Consider the following 22,913-nt stretch of genomic DNA (forward strand, 5'->3'; position numbering starts at 1 on the left):
CAAGCGGGAGCACAAGAACAAGATGTTTAGGGCGGGGTTTTTAGGAATAAGACTATGAACATCCATTGTGGCAAAACCTCCATAAGTATAAAAAACCGACTAAAAGAATAAACTCAGTCTGTTTCAGTCATAAAAACGGCTGCTCAAGATGTAAAACCACATGATTATGCGGAGATTAGCAGCGGCGCGTTATTCTATGCTCGGATACATGACATGATCAAATGTTACGACCTGTATCCCTGTTATACAGCATAAAATTTTGCTTAAGGTCGATAATGGGATTTTTTTAACATTAGCCAACCTTAATCTGACATGCTGCATATAAAAAATGTACAAAAATACGTCATAATTCCTGCACACGACACGGCATACTAAAGAATATCCCTGCAAATTCTGGTTCATCTGTGTATGCCCTGATACGCTATCGAGGTTATGTTCATTTAAAGGTGAAAAAAGAGATATGGAGTGGATCGCTGATCCAACGATATGGGCCGGGTTGACCACGCTGGTTGTCCTGGAACTGGTTCTGGGCATTGATAATCTTATCTTCATTGCCATTCTGGCTGAGAAACTACCAAAAGAACAACGCGATAAAGCCAGAGTCGTCGGTCTGTTACTTGCCCTGATTATGCGCCTGGGTCTGCTGGCGTCCATTTCGTGGCTGGTGTCTTTGACTACCCCCCTCTTCACGTTCCTTGGGCACACATTCAGCGCTCGCGATGTCATCATGCTGGTTGGTGGGCTATTCCTACTCTTTAAAGCCACGATGGAGCTCAACGAACGCCTTGAAGGAAAAGATGAGGAGCAGCAAGCTCAACGTAAAGGTGCACGTTTCTGGCCGGTAGTGGCACAGATTGTGGTACTGGACGCCATATTCTCACTGGACTCCGTGATTACCGCCGTTGGCATGACCGATCATCTGCTGGTCATGATGTCCGCCGTGACCATCGCTATTTTCCTCATGCTGCTGGCCAGCAAGCCGCTGACCCGCTTTGTCGCTGAACACCCGACCATCGTTATCCTGTGTCTCAGCTTCCTGCTGATGATTGGTTTCAGTCTGGTCGCGGATGCTTTTGGTTATCACATACCTAAAGGCTATCTCTACGCCGCGATAGGTTTCTCGGTGATGATTGAGATGTTGAATCAGGTTTCCCTATTCAACCGCCGGCGCTTTCTCTCCTCCTCGGTTCCACTGCGCCAGCGTACCGCGGAAGTGGTTTTGCGTATCTTGCGCGGTAACCATGAAGAAGCTGAACTGGACAATCAAACCTCATCAATGATTGCAGATAATACCCGGGCAGGTCAGGAAGTTTTCAATATTCAGGAACGCCGGATGATAAAGCGGGTATTGGGGCTGGCACAGCGAACCATCAGCAGCATTATGACGTCGCGGCATGACATCGACTCGGTTGAGCTGAATATTACACAGGATGCGCTCGCTAAACTGTTAACGACCAACCAGCATTCCCGACTGGTGGTGACCGACAGCAATACCTCCGACGAACCGTTGGGTATCGTGCATGTTGCCGATTTACTCCAGCAGCAGCTAAACCGCGAGCCGTTCAATCCACGTATTCTGATTCGTCAGCCGCTGGTCTTTCCTGAACAGCTTTCACTTTTACAGGCTTTGGAACAGTTTAGAGAAGCGCGAACGCACTTTGCGTTTGTCGTTGATGAATTCGGTTCGATGGAAGGGATAGTGACATTAAGCGACGTGATGGAAACCATTGCCGGCAACCTGCCGCGCGAAGGAGAAGATCGCGATGCACGCCACAGCATTCAGCAGAATGACGACGGCAGTTGGATCGTAAATGGCTATATTCCACTGGAAGACTTAACGATGTATGTTCCGCTGACGCTGGATGAAAAGCGCGAATACTACACATTGGCAGGGCTGTTAATGGAGCACGCACAGCGGGTTCCACAGGTGGGCGATACACTATCAATCGATGGCTATCAGTTCACTATTCTGGCAGTGGAAAGTCATCGTATCGTGGAGGTCTGTATCACACCGAACGACGAACCACAGACTGATTTTGAAGTGTGATGAAATAGGGGCTGGGGGATGACTTATCTGTTCCCCTCCCCTGACGGGCAATACATTGATGTTCGAGCAATCCTATCAGACAATAATAGAATCGTAGGAACGGGGGCTATCACATGTTCGATAAGATCGTTTTGACACTGAAAAAACAGATGCCCGACATCAAAATTATTTATCTCTTTGGTTCCCAGGCTACAGGCAATGCCAGAGCGGACAGCGACATTGATATCGCCATCATGGCTACAAGAGCACTGGATCCCGTTGAACGCTGGGAGCTATCTAATCAATTAGCAAAAGAAGTGGGTCATGACGTCGATCTTATCGATTTATTGCAGGCTTCAACGGTATTAAAAATGGAGATCGTTCGTAACGGCAAGCTGCTTTATGATGCGGAAACAGCAGCGGGGGAATTTGAAATGACAACACTTTCAATGTACCAGCATCTGCAAAAAGAGCGTGCGGATATCATTCGTAGCTTTAATCAGGATCTAAAAGCATGACAGATATCTTGCTCAACAAAAGCAGCACCATACAGAGATGCCTACGTCGTATTCGTGAGGAATTCGATACTGAGGAAGGGTTTCGTCAAAACTTCACCAAGCAAGATTCCGTCATACTTAACATACAGCGTGCCTGCGAAGCCGCTATTGATATCGCTAATTATCTTATCCGTATCAAGCAGCTAGGCATACCACAAAGTAGCCGCGATAGCTTCGCGCTTCTTGCTGCAAACCAGATTATTACGATTGATCTGTCTGATAATTTGCAAAAAATGGTGGGATTAAGAAATATTGCCGTGCATGACTATCAGGCGCTCAATCTGGATATTGTCATCCACGTCATTTCTCATCGTTTAAGCGGCTTTGAACATTTTATCAAACAAATAGCCCGGTACAGCGACAGCCAGCACCTTTAGAGCACATAGCTTAAAGGTGCTGCTGTTTACCTAATTTCTGCTATCAGGCAGGCACCATAATTTCGGTAGCAACCACCACCACAATCAGCCCAACCAGAACCGGAACCGATGTGCGCTTCACCACCTCGAACGGCGATATTTTCGCCATTCCGGCAACGGCAACCACTACGCCGGATACCGGAGAAATGGTACGGCCCAAGTTGGAAGCCTGAAGCATCGGAATCGCCAGATAAGCAGGGTTGATGCCCATTTGCGACGCCAGCTTTGGAATCAGCTCAACAAACGCATAGAACGGCGCATTGCCCGAGCCCGTAGTCATCGCAGCCAACATCGTGATCGCAACCAGCACCAACATAATCACCAGCCCGCCGCTACCGAATGACTGCGCAAGACCAATCAGACCGCTGATAAAGCCAATAGTGCCAAGCCCCTGGGCAAAGACACCCGCTGCGACCAACAGGATGACGACGCTAGAGAAGGCATCGGCCATCCCACGGTAAGCCACATCCAGCCCATCAAACACTTTTTGCGCACTGAACGAACGGACAAATTCCAGCGCCGCGGCCAGCACCATACAGATAACCAGTACAGTGATAATGTGGAGTTCCGGCCCCCATTTGCCATCAAACACCAGCACACCCATGATCGGTGTAAACGGCAGAATGGCGTAAAAACGCGGGGCATCCGTCGTGATCTCACTGACATCCAGAATCTCATGACTAACATTCGCTTTGTTATCCAGATAGCGCTGCCAGAAGAAATGCGCGACGGCCATACACACGATCGCCATGATGGAAATAGGCAGCGTGGCCTTAAAGGCAAAATCCACTAATTTCATCTGTGATGCCTGTGCAGCAAGTACTACGTCGCCCGACGTCGGCGACAGGATCAACGCCACAGGGGAAGCACAGATTGCAGCAGCGGCACCGCGACTGATACCGACGTTCACCATGACGGGGAACAGCGTTGCCATCAACAGCACACCGAGTCCCGTGGCCGATGACACCGCCAACGACATCAAACAGGCGACAAAATAGGCCGCGATCATCAGTAAGTAAGGTGAGTTAATCATTTTCAGCGGACGGGAAACCAACTTGACGACGACATCATTGGCACCGATGTGCGTCATATAAGCGGCAAAACCACACAGCACCATAATCATCATGCCGAGATCGCCACCGCGGCTCATCAGCAAAATTTTTACGTATTCAACAATATCCGTTGCGCTCCAGCCTGTCGCCTTCGCGCTGGCTGGCAATACATTTTTCCCCAGCATGGCACTGATTGCCAAAAGTAAGAGGCCCCCCACCAGCAACACGCCAGTTGCGGAGTACCCTTTTATAATGTAACGACCAACCAGAATCGTTACAGCAACACCAATCAAAAGTTCGAGCATAGTGGGTTTCGATACCTGAGTAATAAATTATCTGACAGACATTCCCCGGCAGCGGAATAGCGCCGCACCGAAAATAGGGAGCGAAGTTTACTGCTTTAGAAAATAAAAAAAGAGAAAAATATTAACCTGCAGCGTTAAAAAAGAGACACCGGGCACATAGCCAGTCGGGAAAAGGATGACAAACTAAAGGAAAACGTTATCGAGAAGCTGCCAGTCTGCTGACAGGAATCAGCAAACTGGCTAAAAGCGCAGCATGTCAGAAAATTAAAGACGATCGAGGAGTTGCTTCAGATCCTTACCCTTCTGGCTTTGCTGATTTTGGCTGGCCCAATCATTCAGGCGTTTTTTCAATTCGTCCTGCAGACGTTTACGCAGCAGTTGATCTACCTGTAATTGGTAATTCAATTTATCCCATTCGCCATAGATACGTAACGGAATCGCTGTGTTTTTCAGCACGCTGACTAGCTGCTCATCCCCCTGCCACCCTTGCGTGATAGAGACATTCAAGTTGACGTCACACGTCTGGGCTGGCAAATCGAATTGGCCAGCACCCGTTAGCGACAGCAGCTCTGAGCGGCCATTGAGATCGGTAAGGCGTAACTTACCCGCATTCAGTTGTACTTTCCCAGTCAGCTGTTGCAGTTCGGTATAGCGCTCGTAGCGCTCTTGTCCTCGGACATTCCCATTGCTACGCGCAACAGCCATTTGCACCATTTGCTGGATATTCAAACCCTGTAGACGAACGTTATTGCCTTGCAGCGTCGCTGTCCCCTGCCACTGCTGGAGCAACGCAGGTAGCGCAAAACTATTGCCGCTGAACTGCCCCACCATCGACAATTTCCCACTGACCGTCTCAGCGGGCAGCGCAAATGCGGACATCAACTGGGATAACTCAACATCCTTGAGATCTGGCCGTAACGTGATGTTGGTCGATGACTTCGTCACAACTTTACCGGGTAATGAGAAATGTCCACCGCCCAGTTCACCGCTCAAGGTCGTCACATCCAGCAGCCCCGGCTGATTGTCTGCCCGTAGTGTAAATTGGCGGACATCGAGTCCACGATAGATCATTGTCGCGGCCTGTAGCGACAGACGTGCCGTGAATGTCTGTAAGCTGTCTTCTGGTTTGGTTAACCCACTTTCATTTGAAATCACAGGGGCCGATGATTTAGCTGGCACGACAGAGGCATTGTTCTCTTTCACCGATGCGATCCCCAGCAGGGAATCCAAATCCAGCTTCTCAGACAACAGATCTAATTCGTAATGGGGGATATCCCCCAGCGTCACGCTACCGGCACCCGACAGTTGGCTATTATTGGTATTGAGTGAAAGCTGGCTAAACGTGATTTTTTCAGGCTGCTGTTGATAACTCGCCTGAACACTCCCCGTTCCGCTGATACCGTTTGCTGGTATTCCTGCCCCCTGAAGCTGGTAATCTAGCTTGGTAATGTTGGCATTGACCTGCTGGGGGAAATGCAGCAAATCGACATCGGCGGCAAGGGAGAAGGCGATATCGCGCTGATCGCGATTGATACGGCTTGATAATTCGATGTTGACCTGACGGTCACTGTTCTGCTCCATCGCAAGATTAATGTCGCGCACGTTAATCTGTTCATTATTGCTGCGTTGCAGAATCAACAGGCTATCGGCGACTTTGATCTTATCAATATCCAGCCGCCAGTGCCGTTCTTCAGATGGGGTCTGCGATCCCGCAGGGGCAATGGGCGCATTGTTGGCCTGTTTGGCTTCGCTTTCCGGCGTCAGGCGAATAATGGCACCTTTCAGCATCACCTGCTTGACCGCTAGCTTGTGTGACAGCAGCGGCCACAGTTGCACATCAAGACGCATATTCTCGGCGCTGACAATCGGCGCACTGGATCCCGGCGCGCTTAACGACATCCCACCAGATAATATGCTCAGCTGCGGCCACACATGCCAACGCAGATCGCCATCCAGTTGAAGGCGATAGCCGCTACGTTCCTCAACTTGCTTCACCATGTAGGCGCGGAAGTCATTGGGATTAACCAGTACGACCAAGGCCGTCATTCCTGCCACCAGCACCACAAGCAGAATTGCCAGCGTCGTCAGAAATCTTCTCATGCCATCCTCATTGCGAAACGCACGGCCACCTGCTTTTTACCTTACAGGCCTGTCGCCAGACGCTTAGTCTTTATCGATCCGGCTCGCTACCGCACCCTGTTGATCTTTATATTTGGCATCCTGACGGCGGTTGTAAGGACGAGCAGCCGGCCCGGAAAGCGGTTCAAAACTCAGAGCGCCAATCATCATGCCGGGGCGTAGCGCCAACGGCAACTTACCTGAATTATAGAACTCCAGCACAATTCTTCCTTGCCAGCCTGGATCAATACGGTGTGCGGTGACGTGAACCATCAATCCCAGGCGGGCTAGCGAAGAGCGACCATCCAGCCAGCCAACCAAGTTATCCGGCAGCGTAACGGATTCAAACGTTACTGCCAGCGCTAATTCTCCCGGGTGCAGGAAAAACGCCTCGCCTTCAGGCAAATTGATTTCATCACTCATCACGCGATCCAGCGCCGCACTGACTTCATCTTTCGGACCACTTAAGTCAATGAAGGCCGCAGTGTGTCCGCGGAAGACGCGAAACTGATTTCCCAAACGAACATCAACGGTCGCGCCACTGATCCTCTCAGTAGGCGGACGGGGTGTAATCACCAGTCGGCCATCATCCAGCCAGGCTTCAATGTCACGGTCACACAGTCTCATCTTATTCTCCATTCGACGCCGGTATCTATCAGATAAACCTCATCTACCCGTCATGCTTCACGTTGCCTCCACGTTAGTAATGCAACGCGGATTATCCAGGGTAGCGACTACTCAAAAAACTGGCTTATCTTGGCTTTCAAAATATCAATCGCAATACGGTTTTTCCCACCGCGCGGCACAATAATGTCGGCATACTGCTTAGAGGGCTCGATAAATTGCAGGAACATCGGGCGCACGGTCTTCTGATACTGTTCCATCACGGAATCCATTGAACGCCCGCGCTCATTAACGTCGCGACGCATACGGCGCAGCAGACAAATATCCAACGGTGTATCGACAAAAATGGAGAAATTCATCTCACTACGCAGGCGCGCATCCGTCAGCAACAAGATACCTTCCAGGATAATGACCTTTTTCAGCTCGATATGCACGGTTTCCTGCTTGCGGGTGTGCTCGACATAGCTGTACTGCGGGACTTCGATCGCCTGACCGGCTTTCAGCATCTGCAAATGTTTGAGCAGCAGACTATGATCCATCGAGTTCGGGTGGTCGTAGTTAGTTTTTACCCGCTCTTCCATCGTCAGGTGGCTTTGATCTTTATAATAACTGTCTTCAGATATCACCCCGATATGCTGATCACCAACCTGATCGCGCAATTCTCGATACAAGGTGCTGGAAATAAGACTTTTACCCGAAGCGGATGCTCCTGAGATCCCGATGATGACGCACTGGTGAGACTGATCAGTCATGGTATTAACGACCTGATTAACATAAATAAAAGAGAGGGGAATGCGCCAACGGGCGCTTTGACGCGGCAATTATAGGGAGTTACCCCCCTTCACGCCACCCTTTCCGCGTATTGCGCTCTAGGGAAATCGCATGCTGGCGTAGGTCAAGCCGGGACAGAGCCCGGCTTTTATACCCGTCATACTTCAAGTTGCATGTGCGTTGGCTTCGTTCACTCACCCGAATCACTTACCTGAGTAAGCTCATCGGGATGAAATGAGAGACATCCTGTCTCTCACCGGAGGCCAGCCGTTGGCTGGTCAAATTCGTTCCCGACGAATTTGTCCTTACCTTGCCGCCTTCCTGAAACTCGAATTATTTAGGGTATATAGCAGGCTACAGCGCCCGGAAAGAAATTTCGCCGGGAATCGTGTCACCCTGCCAGTAGAGCTGAGCGGCAACCTGCCCCGCCAGCTCGCGGTACAGAGAAGTAAACTCGCTATCCGGCTGGCTGACCACCGTCGGCTCACCGCGGTCAAGGTCTTCACGCAGGGAGATATGCAGTGGAAGCTGACCTAACAGGGAACAGTGATATTTTTCCGCCAGCTTCTGCGCGCCGCCCGTGCCGAAGATCGGCTCCAGATGACCGCAGTTGCTACAGATGTGTACGCTCATATTCTCAACGATGCCCAGTACTGGCACGCTGACTTTTTCAAACATCGCGATGCCCTTCATGGCATCCATCAGCGCGATATCCTGTGGCGTCGTCACGACGACAGCCCCAGTGACAGGAATACTCTGCGCCAGCGTCAGTTGAATATCACCTGTACCCGGCGGCATATCTAATACCAGATAGTCCAAATCCGGCCAGAGTGTATCCTGCAACAGCTGCAATAATGCTTTACTGGCCATCGGCCCGCGCCACACCATGGCATTATCATCCGTCACCAGATAACCAATCGAGTTAGTTGCCAGGCCGTGCGCGATAATCGGTGCCATATGTTGACCATCTGGCGAGGTTGGGCGCTCACTGGCCGAGCCCAACATGGTCGGAATGGAAGGGCCGTAGATATCGGCATCCAGAATGCCCACATTGGCACCTTCAGCCGCCAATGCCAGCGCCATGTTGACCGCCGTACTGGATTTGCCGACGCCGCCTTTCCCGGAACTGACGGCGATGATGTTTTTCACGCCCTTCACACCAGCTTGATCGTTAACCCGGCGCAGCGTCGCGATATCGTGCGTTAAGCGCCACTCGACCGCCTTTGCGCCTGATAAACGTAATAGTTCATCGCTAACCGTTTCTTTTAATACTGCCAAACCACTCAGCCAGACAAACGGCATCGTCAGGTCGATGTGCAATACATTGTCCAGCAGCGCACAATGGCGCAGTGCATTCAGTGTCGTCAGGTTATTTTTCAGTGTCGGGTGCTGAAAAGTAGATAAAACCCCGGTGACCATCGCACGCAGTGCTTCAGGGCGTTGTTCGGGGACTGTCGCGTTCATTCCGGCTCCTTGAAATTCTCATATTTGACCGTTGAGACCGTATATAGCATACCAGAGCGAGGGAAGCCTGACGCCCTTCGGCGTCAAAAACGTGGAAACGCTACGCAAAATAAAATCTGCCATGTGGTTTCCTGCCGTTTTTACTCACGCCAGCGGTTTACGCAGCAAGGCGCTATCGGTTAACATCGATCTCCCTCTATTCACAAAAGAAAGCAAGTTCCTCATGACTCAAGTCGCAAAGAAAATCCTGGTAACGTGCGCGCTGCCTTACGCTAATGGTTCAATCCACCTCGGTCATATGCTTGAACACGTTCAGGCCGATATTTGGGTTCGTTACCAGCGAATGCGCGGCAACCAGGTTCACTTTATCTGTGCGGACGACGCCCACGGCACGCCAATTATGCTGAAAGCACAGCAGATGGGGATTGCGCCGGAACAGATGATTGCGGCGATGAGTCAGGAGCATCAGCAGGACTTTGCCGGTTTCAATATCAGCTATGACAACTACCACTCCACGCATAGTGAAGAGAACCGTGAGCTGTCAGGTCTGATTTATGGTCGGCTGAAAGAGAACGGCTTTATTAAAAATCGCACCATTTCTCAGTTGTACGATCCAGAGAAAGGCATGTTCCTGCCAGATCGTTTCGTCAAAGGCACCTGCCCGAAATGTAAGGCTGCTGACCAATACGGCGATAACTGCGAAGTCTGTGGCGCGACTTACAGCCCAACGGAGCTGATCGAACCAAAATCAGTGGTGTCTGGCGCCACGCCAGAGATGCGTGAAACAGAACACTTTTTCTTCGATCTGCCTGCATTCAGCGAGATGCTGCAAGCCTGGACGCGCTCCGGCGCATTGCAGGAGCAAGTCGCTAACAAGATGCAGGAGTGGTTCGATTCAGGTCTGCAACAGTGGGACATTACCCGCGATGCACCGTATTTCGGTTTTGAAATCCCCGATGCACCGGGCAAATATTTTTACGTCTGGCTGGATGCGCCAATCGGCTACATGGGGTCGTTCAAGAACCTGTGCGACAAGCGTGGCGATCTGAATTTTGATGATTTCTGGAAGAAAGACTCCGACGCAGATTTGTACCATTTCATCGGTAAAGACATCGTTTATTTCCACAGCCTGTTCTGGCCGGCTATGTTGGAAGGCAGCGGTTTCCGTAAACCGACGAACCTGTTTGTGCACGGCTACGTCACGGTCAACGGCGCCAAGATGTCTAAATCACGCGGCACCTTCATCAAAGCGGGCACGTACCTGCAACATCTGGATGCCGATTGCCTGCGTTACTACTACGCGGCAAAACTGTCTTCTCGCATTGATGACATCGATCTCAATCTGGAAGATTTCGTTCAGCGCGTGAATGCGGACATCGTTAACAAAGTCGTGAATCTGGCATCACGTAATGCCGGTTTCATCAACAAGCGCTTTGACGGCAAACTGGCGGACAAGCTGGCCGACGCCGAGCTGTACAAAACCTTCACCGATGCCGCAGCCAGCATTGCCGAAGCCTATAGCAGCCGTGAATCTGGGCGTGCCATTCGTGAGATCATGGCGCTGGCGGATATCGCCAACCGCTATGTTGATGAACAAGCACCGTGGGTTGTGGCGAAAGCAGAAGGTCGGGATGAAGATCTGCAAGCCATTTGCTCAATGGGCATCAACCTGTTCCGCGTACTGATGACGTACCTGAAACCGGTTCTGCCTTCGCTGTCCCAGCGGACAGAAGCGTTTTTGAACACGGAACTGAGCTGGGATGCTATCGCCACGCCGCTGCTGAGCCATCAGGTTAGCCCATTCAAAGCGCTGTTCAACCGCATCGATCTGGATAAAGTGAACGCAATGGTTGACGCGTCGAAAGAAGACATGGTCGCCGCACAAAAAGTCGTGTCTGGTCCGTTGGCAGACAACCCAGTGCAGGACACCATTAACTTTGACGATTTTGCCAAAGTTGATATGCGCATCGCATTGATTAAACAGGCTGAACTGGTTGACGGTTCTGACAAGCTCTTACGTCTGACGTTAGATCTGGGCGGCGAAACTCGTCAGGTCTTCTCCGGCATTCGTGAAGCTTATCCCGATCCGGCTAAGCTGGAAGGCCGTTTAACCGTAATGGTCGCCAACCTGGCTCCACGTAAAATGCGCTTCGGCATATCAGAAGGCATGGTGATGGCAGCCGGTCCCGGCGGGAAAGATATCTTCCTGCTGAGCCCAGACAGCGGCGCTCAGCCGGGTATGCAGGTCAAATAATCACCGCATCAAGCCGGATTTTAATCCGGCTTTTTTTTGCAACAATTCCTCCACAAACCCCCACGTATTCCTCTTCGACTGGCTCATCGCTCCACATTATTTGTAACCATGAAATAACAAATTCGTTATGCATTACAATATATAACGAATAAAAAATATACCTCTTTATAGGTGTTATGGGGGTTTAAATACTTAAATTTTGATTTTGCGCAAAGCCCACAATTTATGTGTTGTTAAATTGCTCGCAACAAAAATGACACATAATTACACAGGGAAACTAATGCAACTGAATAGAAGAGGTTTCTTTAAAGTTTGCGCGGGGGGGATGGCTGGAACCACTCTCGCGGTATTAGGCTTTACACCCACGGAAGCAATGGCATCAGTACGTCAATATAAGCTGTTACGGGCAAAAGAGACGCGTAACAACTGCACCTACTGTTCAGTTGGCTGTGGTGTGCTCATGTATAGCCTGGGCGATGGCGCCAAAAATGCGAAGCCTTCCGTTTTTCATATCGAAGGTGATGCGGATCACCCAGTCAGCCGCGGCTCCCTTTGCCCGAAAGGTGCGGGTCTGGTTGACTATATCCACAGTGAAAACCGCCTGCTCTACCCTGAATACCGTGCGCCAGGCTCAGACAAATGGCAACGAATCAGCTGGGACGACGCGATTGAACGTATCGCGCGCCTGATGAAAGCTGACCGTGATGCCAACTTCGAACGCACCAACGCCAAAGGCGAAACCGTCAACCGCTGGCTGACTACTGGTATGCTGTGCTCTTCTGCCGCCAGCAACGAAACCGGTATTCTCGACCAGAAATTTGCCCGCGCACTCGGCATGGTTGCCATCGACTGTCAGGCGCGTTTGTGTCACGGACCTACCGTTGCCGCACTGGCACCGACATTCGGCCGTGGCGCGATGACCAACAACTGGGTTGATATCAAAAACGCCAACGTCATCATCGTGATGGGTGGAAACCCGGCAGAAGCGCACCCGGTCGGTTTCAAATGGGCCGTTGAAGCGAAAACGCACAACAATGCAAAACTGATTGTTGTCGACCCACGCTTTAACCGCTCCGCTGCCGTTGCCGATCTCTACGCGCCAATTCGCGCAGGTTCAGATGCCGCTTTCCTGTTAGGTATCGTTAACTATCTTATTACGAACGATAAAATTCATCGCGAATACGTGGTGTCTTACACCAACGCCAGCCTGATCGTGCGTGGTGATTTCAGCTTTGACGAAGGCTTGTTCAGCGGCTACGACGAACAAAAACGTCAATATGACAAATCCAGCTGGCAGTATGAGCTGGATGAGTCCGGTTTCGCCAAACGCGACAACACGCTGTCCCATCCGCGCTGCGTCTGGAACCTGCTGAAAGAACACGTCTCTCGCTATACGCTGGACATGGTGACATCCCTGTGCGGTACCTCAGCCAAAGATTATGAAGAGATTTGCCGTACGCTGGCTGAAACTTGCGTACCGAATAAAACCGCAACCTTCATGTATGCACTGGGTTGGACGCACCACACCAATGGCGCGCAGATCATCCGCTCCGCTGGCATGATCCAGCTTCTGCTGGGGAATATTGGTATGGCCGGTGGCGGCATCAACGCCCTGCGCGGTCACTCCAACATTCAGGGATATACCGATCTGGGTCTGCTGTCGTTAAATCTGCCGGGCTATATGCCACTGCCGTCAGAAAAACAGCCGGATCTGAATACCTATCTGAGCCAAATCACACCCACCGCCGTGTTGCCCGATCAGGTTAACTATTGGAAAAACACGCCAAAATTCTTTATCAGCATGATGAAGAGCTTCTACGGCGATCACGCACAGGCGGCGAATAACTGGGGTTATGACTGGTTGCCGAAATGGGATCGTAGCTACGACGTCATGGTGCAAACCGAGCTGATGGTGGAAGGCAAAATGAACGGCTACATCGTTCAGGGCTTTAACCCTGTTGCCGCGTTCTCTAACAAGAACAAAGCGACCGAAGCGCTCTCCAGACTCAAGTACATGGTCATCATCGATCCGCTGGTCACCGAAACCTCCACGTTCTGGCAGAACTATGGCGAATTCAATGACGTGGATACGAAGTCTATTCAGACTGAAGTCTTCCGTCTGCCTTCTTCCTGTTTTGCCGAGGAAAATGGTTCTATCGCCAACTCCGGTCGTTGGTTGCAATGGCACTGGGCGGCGGCTGAGCCACCAGGAGAAGCCCGTCACGACGGTAAAATCCTCGGTAAGCTGCTGATGCGCCTGCGTGAGCTGTATAACGAAGAAGGTGGTACTTATCCGGATCCGTTGATGAACATCAACTGGAATTACAAAGACCCGGAAGACCCACATCCAGAAGAGATCGCCCGCGAAGCCAACGGCATGGCGCTGGCTGATATCTACGATGACAGCGGCAAACTGATCCTGAAAAAAGGCCAGCAGCTCGCCGATTTTTCACAATTGCGTGATGACGGTACCACGTCCAGCTTCTGCTGGATTTACGCCGGAAGCTGGACCGAAGCCGGTAACCAGATGGATAAGCGTGACAACGCCGATGCCGGTCTGGGCTGCACGCCGAACTGGTCATGGTGCTGGCCGCAAAACCGCCGCATTCTCTACAACCGCGCCTCCGCCGACCTGCAAGGGAAACCGTGGGACAGCAAGCGTAAATTGCTGGAATGGACCGGTCAGAAGTGGCAAGGCATTGATGTGCCTGACTTCGCCGCAACCGTACCGCCGGGCAAAGACACCGGGCCGTTCATCATGCTGCCGGAAGGTCTGGCACGTCTGTTCTCCGTGGACAAACTGGTAGACGGACCGTTCCCTGAACACTACGAACCGATCGAATCACCTATTGGCACCAACCCGCTGCACCCGTCGGTGATTTCCAGCCCAGTCGCGCGTTTGTTTGCCCGTGATGCGAAAACCATGGGCACCGCGAAGGACTTCCCTTACGTGGCGACCACCTACTCGATTACCGAATTGTTCCGTCACTGGACAAAACACGCGCGTCTGAACGCGATTGTGCAGCCAGAGCAGTTTGTTGAGATCGGTGAAAATCTGGCGAAGAGCAAAGGCATTAAAGCGGGCGATGAAGTCAAAGTCTCCTGCCAGCGTGGCTACATCAAAGCCAAAGCGGTGGTTACGAAGCGTATCAAAACGCTGCAAATTGCCGGACGCAGCGTGGAAACCGTTGGTATTCCCTGCCACTGGGGCTTTGAGGGAACCACGCGTAAAGGGTTCCTGGCTAACACACTCACCCCGAGCGTCGGCGACGCTAATTCACAAACGCCTGAGTATAAAGCGTTTTTGGTTAATGTAGAGAAGGCGTAAGGGTAGCCAACTATGTCAATGCAATCACAAGATATTATTAAACGTTCGGCCACCAACGGCTTTACACCGCCTCCGCATGTGCGTAATGACAAAAGCGAAGTGGCAAAACTGATCGATGTCACCACCTGTATCGGCTGTAAAGGCTGTCAGGTGGCCTGTTCAGAGTGGAACGATATTCGTGACGAAGTCGGCCATAACTTCGGCGTTTATGATAACCCAGCGGATTTGAGCGCCAAATCCTGGACGCTGATGCGCTTTTCCGAAGTGGAAGAGAACGATCGTTTGGAATGGCTGATCCGTAAAGATGGCTGCATGCACTGTAGCGATCCGGGCTGTCTGAAAGCCTGTCCTTCCGCTGGTGCGGTTATCCAGTACGCCAACGGTATCGTCGATTTTCAGTCCGAACACTGTATCGGCTGCGGCTATTGCATCGCCGGCTGCCCGTTCAATATTCCACGTCTGAATAAAGAAGATAACCGCGTCTATAAATGTACGCTGTGCGTCGACAGAGTCAGCGTTGGGCAAGAACCGGCCTGCGTGAAAACCTGTCCGACGGGTGCCATTCGTTTCGGTACGAAAGAAGAGATGAAGCATCTGGCAGAAGAGCGCATCGCCGATCTGAAAAGCCGTGGTTATAAGAACGCAGGCCTCTATGATCCGCAGGGTGTGGGCGGCACGCACGTGATGTATGTTCTGCACCACGCAGACAGACCATCGCTCTATAACAATCTGCCGGATGACCCGCAGATTTCCACGCCGGTCAACCTGTGGAAAGGCATTCTGAAGCCGCTATCTGCGTTAGGGTTTGTCGCCACGTTCGCCGGGTTAATGTTCCACTACATCGGTGTGGGTCCGAACACAGAAGAAACGGAGCATGAACACGAGGGAGAAGACAAAGAAGGGGGAGACAAACATGAGTAAATCAAAAATGATTTTGCGCACCAAGTTTATCGATCGCATCTGTCACTGGATTGTGGTGATTAGCTTTTTCCTGGTCGCGCTCTCAGGTATTGCTTTGTTTTTCCCAACCCTGCAATGGTTGACGCAGACGTTTGGTACGCCGCAGATGGGACGTATTCTGCACCCGTTTTTTGGCGTGCTGATCGTCATTTGTCTGATTCCGATGTTCTTCCGGTTCGTTAGTCATAACATCCCGAAGAAGCGCGATCTGCCGTGGTTCCTCAACATTATTGAAGTGTTGAAAGGCAATGAGCATGAAGTCGCTGAAGTGGGTAAATACAACCCAGGCCAGAAGATGATGTTCTGGAGCATCATGGGGCTGACGCTGGTACTGCTGATCACCGGGGTAATCATGTGGCGTCCTTACTTTGCCCACCTGTTCCCAATTGATGTCGTGCGCTACGCCATTCTGATTCATGCGGTTGCGGCTATCGTCCTCATCCATGCCATCCTGATCCATATGTACATGGCGTTCTGGGTTAAAGGATCAATCAAGGGCATGATTGAAGGCAAAGTCTCCAAACGCTGGGCGCGTAAACACCACCCACGTTGGGCGCGTGAAATGGAAGAGAAAGAAGCGAAGAAATAACTCACTCTTTCTTCATCCTGCCACTCATCTGAAATGCAGCGCCTCGCGGGCATTTCAGGCTGTTGACAAACCTATTTATCGAACGAGAACGGGAGTAACGGAATAGAAGAGTAAAGCGTTTGCGCCAGGGATGGCGCAATCCGAGCGTACAGGGATGTATTTACAGCGTCTTTACGATCTATCCGTTACTACCGCCATACGGACTTTTTCAGCAACCTCGAATGCCCGCCTCGCGGGCATTTTTCTTTTTATCCGCAGTCAGCACGAATCGTTATAACTTAAACCCAAAAGTCATAATACTCCCCTCTTTCTCGCCTATCGCTCAACAGCTATGATGCAGTATCATTTTTAAATAGACATCCAGACATAAAGACAGCTATAAAGTAATAACGCAGAGAACATAACAATACTGCAATCGACACGACATCAATTTATAAAACGCCATGGAGCTGATGAATGAAGAAATTTACGCCCGCCCTGCTTGCACTGAGCTTACTGACTGCGTTACCGGCACTGGCTAATCAGAATGCCACCATTGCTCCCGTTCCGGCCGCTATCGCCAATCATGACGGTCCGGTTCGCATCGCGGTTATCCGCAATCTGGGTTCAGACGACAACACCACGCAGTTTGTTTCCGGCGTGCTCGAAGAAGGTAAAAAGCTGGGCTTTAAGGTCAGCACCTTTCTGAGCAACGGCGATGATGCACGTTTTCAGGATTTCGTGAATCAGGCGATTAGCCAGAAATATGATGGCATCATCCTGTCGCAGGGCCGCGATCCCTACTCTACCGATTTGATCAAACGCATCGTCGACAGCGGCATTGCCGTTTCCGTGTTTGATACCGCCGTGAACGGCGAGATTCCGGGCGTGACCGTCACCCAGCAGGATGACGCCTCACTGACTAACGAATCATTCGGCCAACTGGTGAAGGATTTCAACGGTAAAGCCAACATCATCAAACTGTGGGTCGCAGGCTTCCCGCCGATGGAACGCCGCCAGCTTGCTTATCAACAGATCCTGAAAGCTAACCCCGGCATCAAGGAACTCGAATCGATTGGTGCCGTGTCCTCTGACGTTCAGGGCGATACCGCCAACAAAGTCGGTGCGGTGCTGGCGAAATACCCGAAAGGCAAAATCGATGCAATCTGGGGATCGTGGGATGCCTTCAGCCAGGGTGCTTATAAAGCATTGAAAGAAAACGGCCGGACCGAAATCAAACTTTACAGCATCGATATCTCTAATCAGGATTTACAGCTGATGCGTGAAGCAAACAGCCCGTGGAAAGTCAGCGTGGCTGTCGATCCTAAACTGATCGGTAAAGTAAACCTGCGTCTGGTTGCCAACAAGATTGCCGGTGAAGCGACACCTGCGACCTACGAGTTCCGTGCTGCTGCAATTCCACAGGCGCTGTTAGCCAGCCAGCCGGGTGCAGTCAACGTCGCCGGACTGGCGAAAATCATCCCAGGCTGGGGCCACACAGATGATTTTATCGCACCGTGGTTTGCTACACTGGAAGCCAAACAGGCGAAATAACACGGAGATAACTCATGGCATCGACCCCTCTGCCCACCCCCGATTACAGCCGCAACATGCGGCTGATTGGACACAGCGATCAGGGCGGCAGACCCGATGGCGTGCAGGTGATGGTTCATCGCGGCTACGCTTACATCGGGCATATGGTTTCACAAGGTGTGTCGATTGTGGATGTGCGCGATGCCAAGAATCCCAAGCCGGCGGGGTTTATTGCTGCCCCGCCCGGCACCTGGAATATCCACCTGCAAACGCACGATGACCTGCTGCTTGTCGTCAACGCGCGCGATTTGTTTGCCGACGCCAGCTTCGCCGAGGAAAAGGTCTATTACACCCGCTCCGTCGCCGACACAGTCAGTACCAAACAGCAGGACAAAAGCTGGAGCGCTGGATTACGGATTTTCGATATCTCGACGCCAGATAAACCCCGCGAAATCAGCTTCCTGCCGTTGGACGGCATCGGCATTCACCGCATCTGGTACGTAGGCGGACGCTGGGCCTATGTCTCCGCGCTGCTCGATGGCTACAGCGACTACATCTTTCTGACTATCGATTTGGCCGATCCGCAGCGCCCAGAGGTTGCTGGCCGCTACTGGCTACCCGGCATGCATACCGCTGGCGGAGAAACCGCAAACTGGCCGGAAGGCAAGCGTTACGCCCTGCACCACGCCATCATCAGCGGCGACACCGCTTATGGAAGCTGGCGCGATGGCGGATTGACGCTGCTGGACGTGAGCGATCGTACCAATCCACAGCTCATCAGCCACCGTAACTGGAGCCCACCGTTTGGCGGCGGCACACACACGGCATTACCGCTGCCGGATCGCGATCTGCTAATCGTGCTGGATGAAGCGGTATTGGATAATCAGGAAGATGGCGAGAAGTTGATTTGGGTGTTCGATATTCGTGAACCGAGTCATCCGGTGAGCATCGCCACCTTTCCGCAGCCGAAAGAGGCGGACTATGTGAAGAAAGGCGCACACTTTGGCCCACATAACCTGCATGAAAATCGGCCCGGCAGCTTCATCAGTTCGTCGCTGATTTTCACCACGTACCAAAACGCAGGGGTACGGGCTTACGACATCAGTAACCCGTATCAGCCGAAGGAAACGGGTGCACTGGTGCCTGCTGCGCCAGACAGAATGGTCGACAAGCGCCCCGGCAGACCGCAAATTATTCAGTCTTGCGATGTGTTTGTTGATGCCAACGGAATCATCTACAGCACGGACTACAACGCGGGTTTATCGATTATCGAATACCGCGGTTAATCGAAAAAAAAGCCCTGCGGATCAATGCAGGGCTTACTGTTGTGCTTGGTTTACTTAGTCCAGCGCCAGCACCGACACCCACATTGGCCCCTGACCGACGGCGTAACGCGCCAGCGGTTGCAGATCGCCCGTGTTCTGGTCGATGTGATACACCTCAATGTGCTGCGATTTCTGCCCTGCTGAAATCAGGAACTCACCGGTGTTGTCGATATTGAAACCGCGCGGCTGCGTTTCGGTCGGCTGATGTCCAGTCAGCGTTAACGTACTGCCGTCTTCAGACACCTGGAAAACACTCAGCAGGCTGGCAGTACGATCGCTGATGTACAGGAAGCGACCATTCGGCGTAATGTGAATATCTGCCGCCCAGCGCGTGTCGTTAAAGCCAGCTGGCATAGCATCCAACGTTTGCACTTTCTGCACGTCGCCGCTAGCTGCATCCAACTGATACACATCCACCGAGCTGTCCAGTTCATTCACACAATAGGCAAAGCGTTGATTCGGATGGAAGGCCATATGGCGTGGACCGGCACCCGCTACCGTTGTCATTTCGGCCTGACGGTGTACGCTCAATTCGCCCGCCGCACCCAGATCGTACAGACGGATGCGGTCTTCTTTCAGGCAAGGCGCCCACACAACGCTGTTGGTTGGATCGATATTGGTAGAGTGGCACCCTTCCAATCCGTCCAACTGCTGAATCGGCTCGCCGACGATGCCGTCAGCACCAATCGGGCTAACGCTAACGCAGGCACCGCTGTAAGACGCGCTGAACAGGAAACGTCCGTCGTTATCGGTCGACAGATGCGTCGGGCTGCCCGGTAAAGACGCGACACCCGCTTGCGTCAATTTACCCTGTTCATCAATACGATAGCTCAGAACCCTGAAATCAGGACGAACCCCAACATACAGGTGACGCTTGTTCGGTGCGATCACCATCGGCTGAACCTGTCCTGGAACGTCAACGGTTTGCAATAATGTCAGATTTCCCTGAGCACCGAGTTGCCAAACATGAATCTGCTGGCTTTCCGGGCTGGCGACATAAACCACTTGCTGCATCGTATTCTCCTTATTTTTCACGCGAATGTGGCGGCACAGGAAGGCTCAAAAGAGGTTCATCAGAAGGATAACGAACTTGCTCAACCTGACGCACGGCATACCATAAATGACCAATTACTCTATTCTACAGAGACATCGCAAGGCTACTATTGATTTAAGTAATGATTGATTTAGCTAACGGTGCGGATGTAGGCAATAACGAATAGGTAATGAAAAGTGAGAGTTCAGAGCATCAGGGGAAGATAAGAGAGTAAAAACGAAAACGGGCTAGCCTAAGCTAACCCGTTGAATTTTTTTGGCGGAGGAGTAGAGATTCGAACTCTAGAACACTTTCGCGTCGCCGGTTTTCAAGACCGGTGCCTTCAACCACTCGGCCACTCCTCCGCAATGACGCGCACTATAAACAGTACGCCGCACATTGTAAAGCAGCGTTGTGATCAACTGCTTAAAAAATAGATGATAAGCCGTTGAAAGCATAGAAAATCAACAATGGCGCTGTAAAATCGTCCGTTTAGCCTCATTTCCCACCGCCGCGCTGAATCCTTCGTCATCAAATGGACCTCAGACAATTTTATCTCGCTGTTGTCTGTCTATTTTTCGCCGCGTCCTTTATCGTAAGACTCATTTGATACCCACATTTTTATTTGCGAGATAACGATGACCTACCGAGTAATTGCACTTGATCTTGATGGTACGCTGCTGAATCAACAGAAAAAAATCCTGCCCGAATCACTTACTGCACTTGCGCTGGCCCGTCAGCAAGGCATAAAGGTGATGATCGTCACCGGACGCCACCACTCGGCAATTCATCCTTTTTATCAGGGTTTGCAGTTGGATACGCCCGCCATCTGCTGCAACGGCACCTACGTCTATGACTACCAGCAGAGCAAAGCGTCGCACACCAATCCGCTCTCTGTCGAACAGGCAAAAAATGTCATCACGCTGCTAGAGGAATTTGATATTCATGGGCTGATGTATGCCGATGACGACATGTATTACCAGTATCCTACCGGGCACGTAGTCCGCACGCTGGCATGGGCGGCTAACCTGCCGGAACAGCAGCGTCCTCGTTTCGCTCAGGTGGAAAATCTGGTGCGTCAGACCGAAGCGTCCCACGCTATCTGGAAATTCGCGACCACACACGCCGATGTTCCCACGCTGAACCATTTCGCCGCAGAAGTGGCAAAGCAGCTCGGACTGGCCTGCGAGTGGTCATGGCAGGATCAGGTTGATATCGCCCAAACCGGCAACAGCAAAGGCAAGCTGCTCCAGCAATGGCTTGGCGAACAGGGCATCAGCATGAAGGACGTCGTGGCATTCGGCGATAACTTTAATGATATCAGCATGCTGGAAGGCGTAGGCTTAGGCGTCGCAATGGGCAACAGCGCCGATGAAATCAAAGCGCGAGCCGATCTGGTGATTGGCAGCAATGAAGAACCCAGCATCGCCGATGTCATCCGTACCCGCATTCTGGCATAACCAACAGTAACGCAATCAGGCAAGCGAGAGCTGTCACTTTTCCTGATTGCGTTCGACTCGCAAACAGACTTACAGCGCGCTGCCCAGTACCTGCCGCAGGTAAGCCCCCGCGCCCATTAACCCTGGCTGTTCATGGGTAATCAGGTACACAGGGATATCCTGCATATAGCCTTTGAACCGTCCTTTGTCTTCAAAAGCCGCCCGAAAACCGGAGGCTTTAAAAAACTCCAGAAAGCGCGGAACAATGCCGCCAGCAATATACACGCCGCCAAATGTGCCTAAATTTAACGCCAGATTGCCGCCGAAGCGTCCCATGATGACGCAGAAGAGCGACAGCGCGCGGCGACAGTCCACATCCGTATTGTTGACGGCACGTTCGGTAATATCTTTCGGTTCCAGCGTCTCCGGCGTGCGGTCATCAGACAGCACTACGGCACGGTAAATATTCACCAGCCCCTGTCCAGAGAGTATGCGTTCAGCGGAAACATGCCCGAGCGACTGGCGCAAAATAGAGAGAATTTTGTCTTCTTCATCGCTATTCGGCGCGAAATCCACGTGACCGCCCTCACCCGGCAGGCTAATCCATTGATTGGCGGCATGCACCAGATGAGCGACGCCTAACCCCGTGCCTGCACCATACACGGCAATCGGTTTACCTGGCACGGGCTCCCCGCCGCCAAATTGGAGTAAATCCGTGTTAGTCATCACCGGCACCGCCATGGAAACGGCGGTAAAATCGTTGATAACCTCAAAATGGCGCAGACCCAGACTCGCTTTCATTTCTGCGATGGAAAATGCCCAAGTGTGATTCGTCATTGCCACCCAGTCACCGGTAATCGGGCAGGCAATCGCGATACAGGCATCCTGTATCGTGACCTGTCGCGAATCGAGATAATCACGAATTGCCCCTTCCAGAGAAGGGAAATCCAGCCCGGAATAGGTCTCGGTTTGCGACAATTCGCCCGTTGTAGCATCACACAATGCCAAACGTGTATTAGTGCCACCGACATCGCCCACTAAAACAAAGTGCGTCATTCTTCTTTTCCCCTCAAACAAAGCAGATACCCGATCATTGCGCGAAAACAGCCAGCTACGCTATGGCTATATAACTTTCTAGTG

The 22,913-nt window shown here is 51.7% G+C and carries 17 protein-coding genes and 1 tRNA gene; 10 read left to right on the top strand and 8 right to left on the bottom strand.

The annotated features are described in order from the left end of the window. Nucleotides 1–460: 460 nt before the first annotated feature. The 3 genes from BUB06_RS14225 to hepT all read left to right on the top strand — a co-directional run bounded on the left by BUB06_RS14225 (nucleotide 461) and on the right by hepT (nucleotide 2,960). The gene (locus tag BUB06_RS14225) at nucleotides 461–2,047 is read left to right on the top strand and encodes a TerC family protein (protein WP_010296756.1); all 1,587 of its coding nucleotides are present in this window, start codon (nucleotides 461–463) and stop codon (nucleotides 2,045–2,047) included. A 113-nt stretch (nucleotides 2,048–2,160) separates the two neighbouring features. Beyond that, a complete protein-coding gene (mntA, locus tag BUB06_RS14230) occupies nucleotides 2,161–2,544 on the top strand; it encodes a type VII toxin-antitoxin system MntA family adenylyltransferase antitoxin (RefSeq protein ID WP_039473810.1) in 384 nt (127 codons plus the stop codon). After that, nucleotides 2,541–2,960 carry a type VII toxin-antitoxin system HepT family RNase toxin gene (gene hepT / locus BUB06_RS14235; protein WP_039473812.1) on the top strand — a complete coding sequence of 140 codons (420 nt, stop codon included), beginning with the start codon at nucleotides 2,541–2,543 and terminating at the stop codon, nucleotides 2,958–2,960. Before mntA ends, hepT begins: the two co-directional genes overlap by 4 nt. A gap of 43 nt (nucleotides 2,961–3,003) precedes the next feature. Here hepT and dcuC read toward each other — a convergent pair whose 3' ends face one another. From dcuC to apbC, 5 genes are all read right to left on the bottom strand, one after another. After that, the gene (dcuC, locus tag BUB06_RS14240; RefSeq protein WP_014914716.1) at nucleotides 3,004–4,356 is read right to left on the bottom strand and encodes an anaerobic C4-dicarboxylate transporter DcuC; all 1,353 of its coding nucleotides are present in this window, start codon (nucleotides 4,354–4,356) and stop codon (nucleotides 3,004–3,006) included. 264 nt (nucleotides 4,357–4,620) lie between these two features. Next, a complete protein-coding gene (gene asmA, locus BUB06_RS14245) occupies nucleotides 4,621–6,456 on the bottom strand; it encodes an outer membrane assembly protein AsmA (RefSeq protein WP_039473814.1) in 1,836 nt (611 codons plus the stop codon). Nucleotides 6,457–6,519: 63 nt separating this feature from the next. Next, nucleotides 6,520–7,101, bottom strand: coding sequence for a dCTP deaminase (dcd, locus tag BUB06_RS14250; RefSeq protein WP_005974037.1), 582 nt, complete (start codon nucleotides 7,099–7,101; stop codon nucleotides 6,520–6,522). 107 nt (nucleotides 7,102–7,208) lie between these two features. Beyond that, complete coding sequence (udk, locus tag BUB06_RS14255) at nucleotides 7,209–7,850, bottom strand: uridine kinase (RefSeq protein ID WP_010296746.1); 642 nt, start codon at nucleotides 7,848–7,850, stop codon at nucleotides 7,209–7,211. Nucleotides 7,851–8,223: 373 nt separating this feature from the next. Further along, nucleotides 8,224–9,333, bottom strand: a complete 1,110-nt coding sequence (gene apbC / locus BUB06_RS14260; RefSeq protein ID WP_010281301.1) for an iron-sulfur cluster carrier protein ApbC — start codon at nucleotides 9,331–9,333, stop codon at nucleotides 8,224–8,226. A gap of 223 nt (nucleotides 9,334–9,556) precedes the next feature. On the opposite strand from apbC, the gene metG reads away from it, so the two are divergent. The 6 genes from metG to BUB06_RS14290 all read left to right on the top strand — a co-directional run bounded on the left by metG (nucleotide 9,557) and on the right by BUB06_RS14290 (nucleotide 19,262). Next, nucleotides 9,557–11,587: a methionine--tRNA ligase gene (gene metG / locus BUB06_RS14265; RefSeq protein WP_039473919.1), complete on the top strand. Its 2,031-nt coding sequence runs from the start codon at nucleotides 9,557–9,559 to the stop codon at nucleotides 11,585–11,587. Nucleotides 11,588–11,867: 280 nt separating this feature from the next. Then, nucleotides 11,868–14,915, top strand: a complete 3,048-nt coding sequence (fdnG, locus tag BUB06_RS14270; RefSeq protein ID WP_072013025.1) for a formate dehydrogenase-N subunit alpha — start codon at nucleotides 11,868–11,870, stop codon at nucleotides 14,913–14,915. 12 nt (nucleotides 14,916–14,927) lie between these two features. Then, nucleotides 14,928–15,836 carry a formate dehydrogenase subunit beta gene (gene fdxH / locus BUB06_RS14275; protein ID WP_010296737.1) on the top strand — a complete coding sequence of 303 codons (909 nt, stop codon included), beginning with the start codon at nucleotides 14,928–14,930 and terminating at the stop codon, nucleotides 15,834–15,836. Beyond that, a complete protein-coding gene (gene fdnI, locus BUB06_RS14280; protein ID WP_010296735.1) occupies nucleotides 15,829–16,464 on the top strand; it encodes a formate dehydrogenase-N subunit gamma in 636 nt (211 codons plus the stop codon). The genes fdxH and fdnI overlap by 8 nt, the downstream gene beginning before the upstream one ends. Before the next feature lie 456 nt (nucleotides 16,465–16,920). After that, complete coding sequence (locus BUB06_RS14285) at nucleotides 16,921–17,997, top strand: sugar ABC transporter substrate-binding protein (protein WP_010309950.1); 1,077 nt, start codon at nucleotides 16,921–16,923, stop codon at nucleotides 17,995–17,997. Nucleotides 17,998–18,011: 14 nt separating this feature from the next. Then, on the top strand, nucleotides 18,012–19,262 hold the full coding sequence (locus tag BUB06_RS14290; RefSeq protein WP_039473817.1) for an LVIVD repeat-containing protein: 1,251 nt from the start codon (nucleotides 18,012–18,014) through the stop codon (nucleotides 19,260–19,262). Between the two features lie 54 nt (nucleotides 19,263–19,316). On the opposite strand, the gene pgl is transcribed toward BUB06_RS14290, so the two are convergent. Both pgl and BUB06_RS14300 read right to left on the bottom strand, forming a co-directional pair. Beyond that, nucleotides 19,317–20,315 carry a 6-phosphogluconolactonase gene (gene pgl, locus BUB06_RS14295; protein ID WP_039473820.1) on the bottom strand — a complete coding sequence of 333 codons (999 nt, stop codon included), beginning with the start codon at nucleotides 20,313–20,315 and terminating at the stop codon, nucleotides 19,317–19,319. A gap of 296 nt (nucleotides 20,316–20,611) precedes the next feature. Further along, nucleotides 20,612–20,699: transfer RNA gene (locus BUB06_RS14300), tRNA-Ser, on the bottom strand. 273 nt (nucleotides 20,700–20,972) lie between these two features. Between BUB06_RS14300 and BUB06_RS14305 the strand changes: the two genes are divergently transcribed. Further along, entirely contained in the window at nucleotides 20,973–21,794 is an 822-nt protein-coding gene (locus BUB06_RS14305) for a pyridoxal phosphatase (RefSeq protein ID WP_039473823.1), read from the top strand. Nucleotides 21,795–21,863: 69 nt separating this feature from the next. Here the strand turns inward: BUB06_RS14305 and glk are convergent, their stop codons facing one another. Then, a complete protein-coding gene (glk, locus tag BUB06_RS14310; RefSeq protein WP_039473825.1) occupies nucleotides 21,864–22,829 on the bottom strand; it encodes a glucokinase in 966 nt (321 codons plus the stop codon). Nucleotides 22,830–22,913: the final 84 nt, after the last annotated feature.

The sequence above is a fragment of the Pectobacterium carotovorum genome, assembly GCF_900129615.1.
GTDB classification, from domain to species: domain Bacteria; phylum Pseudomonadota; class Gammaproteobacteria; order Enterobacterales; family Enterobacteriaceae; genus Pectobacterium; species Pectobacterium carotovorum.

What these genes read in the sequence shown, in the direction of transcription:
- pgl (WP_039473820.1), bottom strand. Translation starts at nt 20,315, where the DNA reads ATGCAGCAAGTGGTTTATGTCGCCAGCCCGGAAAGCCAGCAGATTCAT.
- BUB06_RS14305 (WP_039473823.1), top strand. Translation starts at nt 20,973, where the DNA reads ATGACCTACCGAGTAATTGCACTTGATCTTGATGGTACGCTGCTGAAT.
- fdnI (WP_010296735.1), top strand. Translation starts at nt 15,829, where the DNA reads ATGAGTAAATCAAAAATGATTTTGCGCACCAAGTTTATCGATCGCATC.
- dcd (WP_005974037.1), bottom strand. Translation starts at nt 7,101, where the DNA reads ATGAGACTGTGTGACCGTGACATTGAAGCCTGGCTGGATGATGGCCGA.
- fdnG (WP_072013025.1), top strand. Translation starts at nt 11,868, where the DNA reads ATGCAACTGAATAGAAGAGGTTTCTTTAAAGTTTGCGCGGGGGGGATG.
- udk (WP_010296746.1), bottom strand. Translation starts at nt 7,850, where the DNA reads ATGACTGATCAGTCTCACCAGTGCGTCATCATCGGGATCTCAGGAGCA.
- hepT (WP_039473812.1), top strand. Translation starts at nt 2,541, where the DNA reads ATGACAGATATCTTGCTCAACAAAAGCAGCACCATACAGAGATGCCTA.
- mntA (WP_039473810.1), top strand. Translation starts at nt 2,161, where the DNA reads ATGTTCGATAAGATCGTTTTGACACTGAAAAAACAGATGCCCGACATC.
- apbC (WP_010281301.1), bottom strand. Translation starts at nt 9,333, where the DNA reads ATGAACGCGACAGTCCCCGAACAACGCCCTGAAGCACTGCGTGCGATG.
- fdxH (WP_010296737.1), top strand. Translation starts at nt 14,928, where the DNA reads ATGTCAATGCAATCACAAGATATTATTAAACGTTCGGCCACCAACGGC.
- metG (WP_039473919.1), top strand. Translation starts at nt 9,557, where the DNA reads ATGACTCAAGTCGCAAAGAAAATCCTGGTAACGTGCGCGCTGCCTTAC.
- dcuC (WP_014914716.1), bottom strand. Translation starts at nt 4,356, where the DNA reads ATGCTCGAACTTTTGATTGGTGTTGCTGTAACGATTCTGGTTGGTCGT.
- BUB06_RS14290 (WP_039473817.1), top strand. Translation starts at nt 18,012, where the DNA reads ATGGCATCGACCCCTCTGCCCACCCCCGATTACAGCCGCAACATGCGG.
- glk (WP_039473825.1), bottom strand. Translation starts at nt 22,829, where the DNA reads ATGACGCACTTTGTTTTAGTGGGCGATGTCGGTGGCACTAATACACGT.
- BUB06_RS14225 (WP_010296756.1), top strand. Translation starts at nt 461, where the DNA reads ATGGAGTGGATCGCTGATCCAACGATATGGGCCGGGTTGACCACGCTG.
- BUB06_RS14285 (WP_010309950.1), top strand. Translation starts at nt 16,921, where the DNA reads ATGAAGAAATTTACGCCCGCCCTGCTTGCACTGAGCTTACTGACTGCG.
- asmA (WP_039473814.1), bottom strand. Translation starts at nt 6,456, where the DNA reads ATGAGAAGATTTCTGACGACGCTGGCAATTCTGCTTGTGGTGCTGGTG.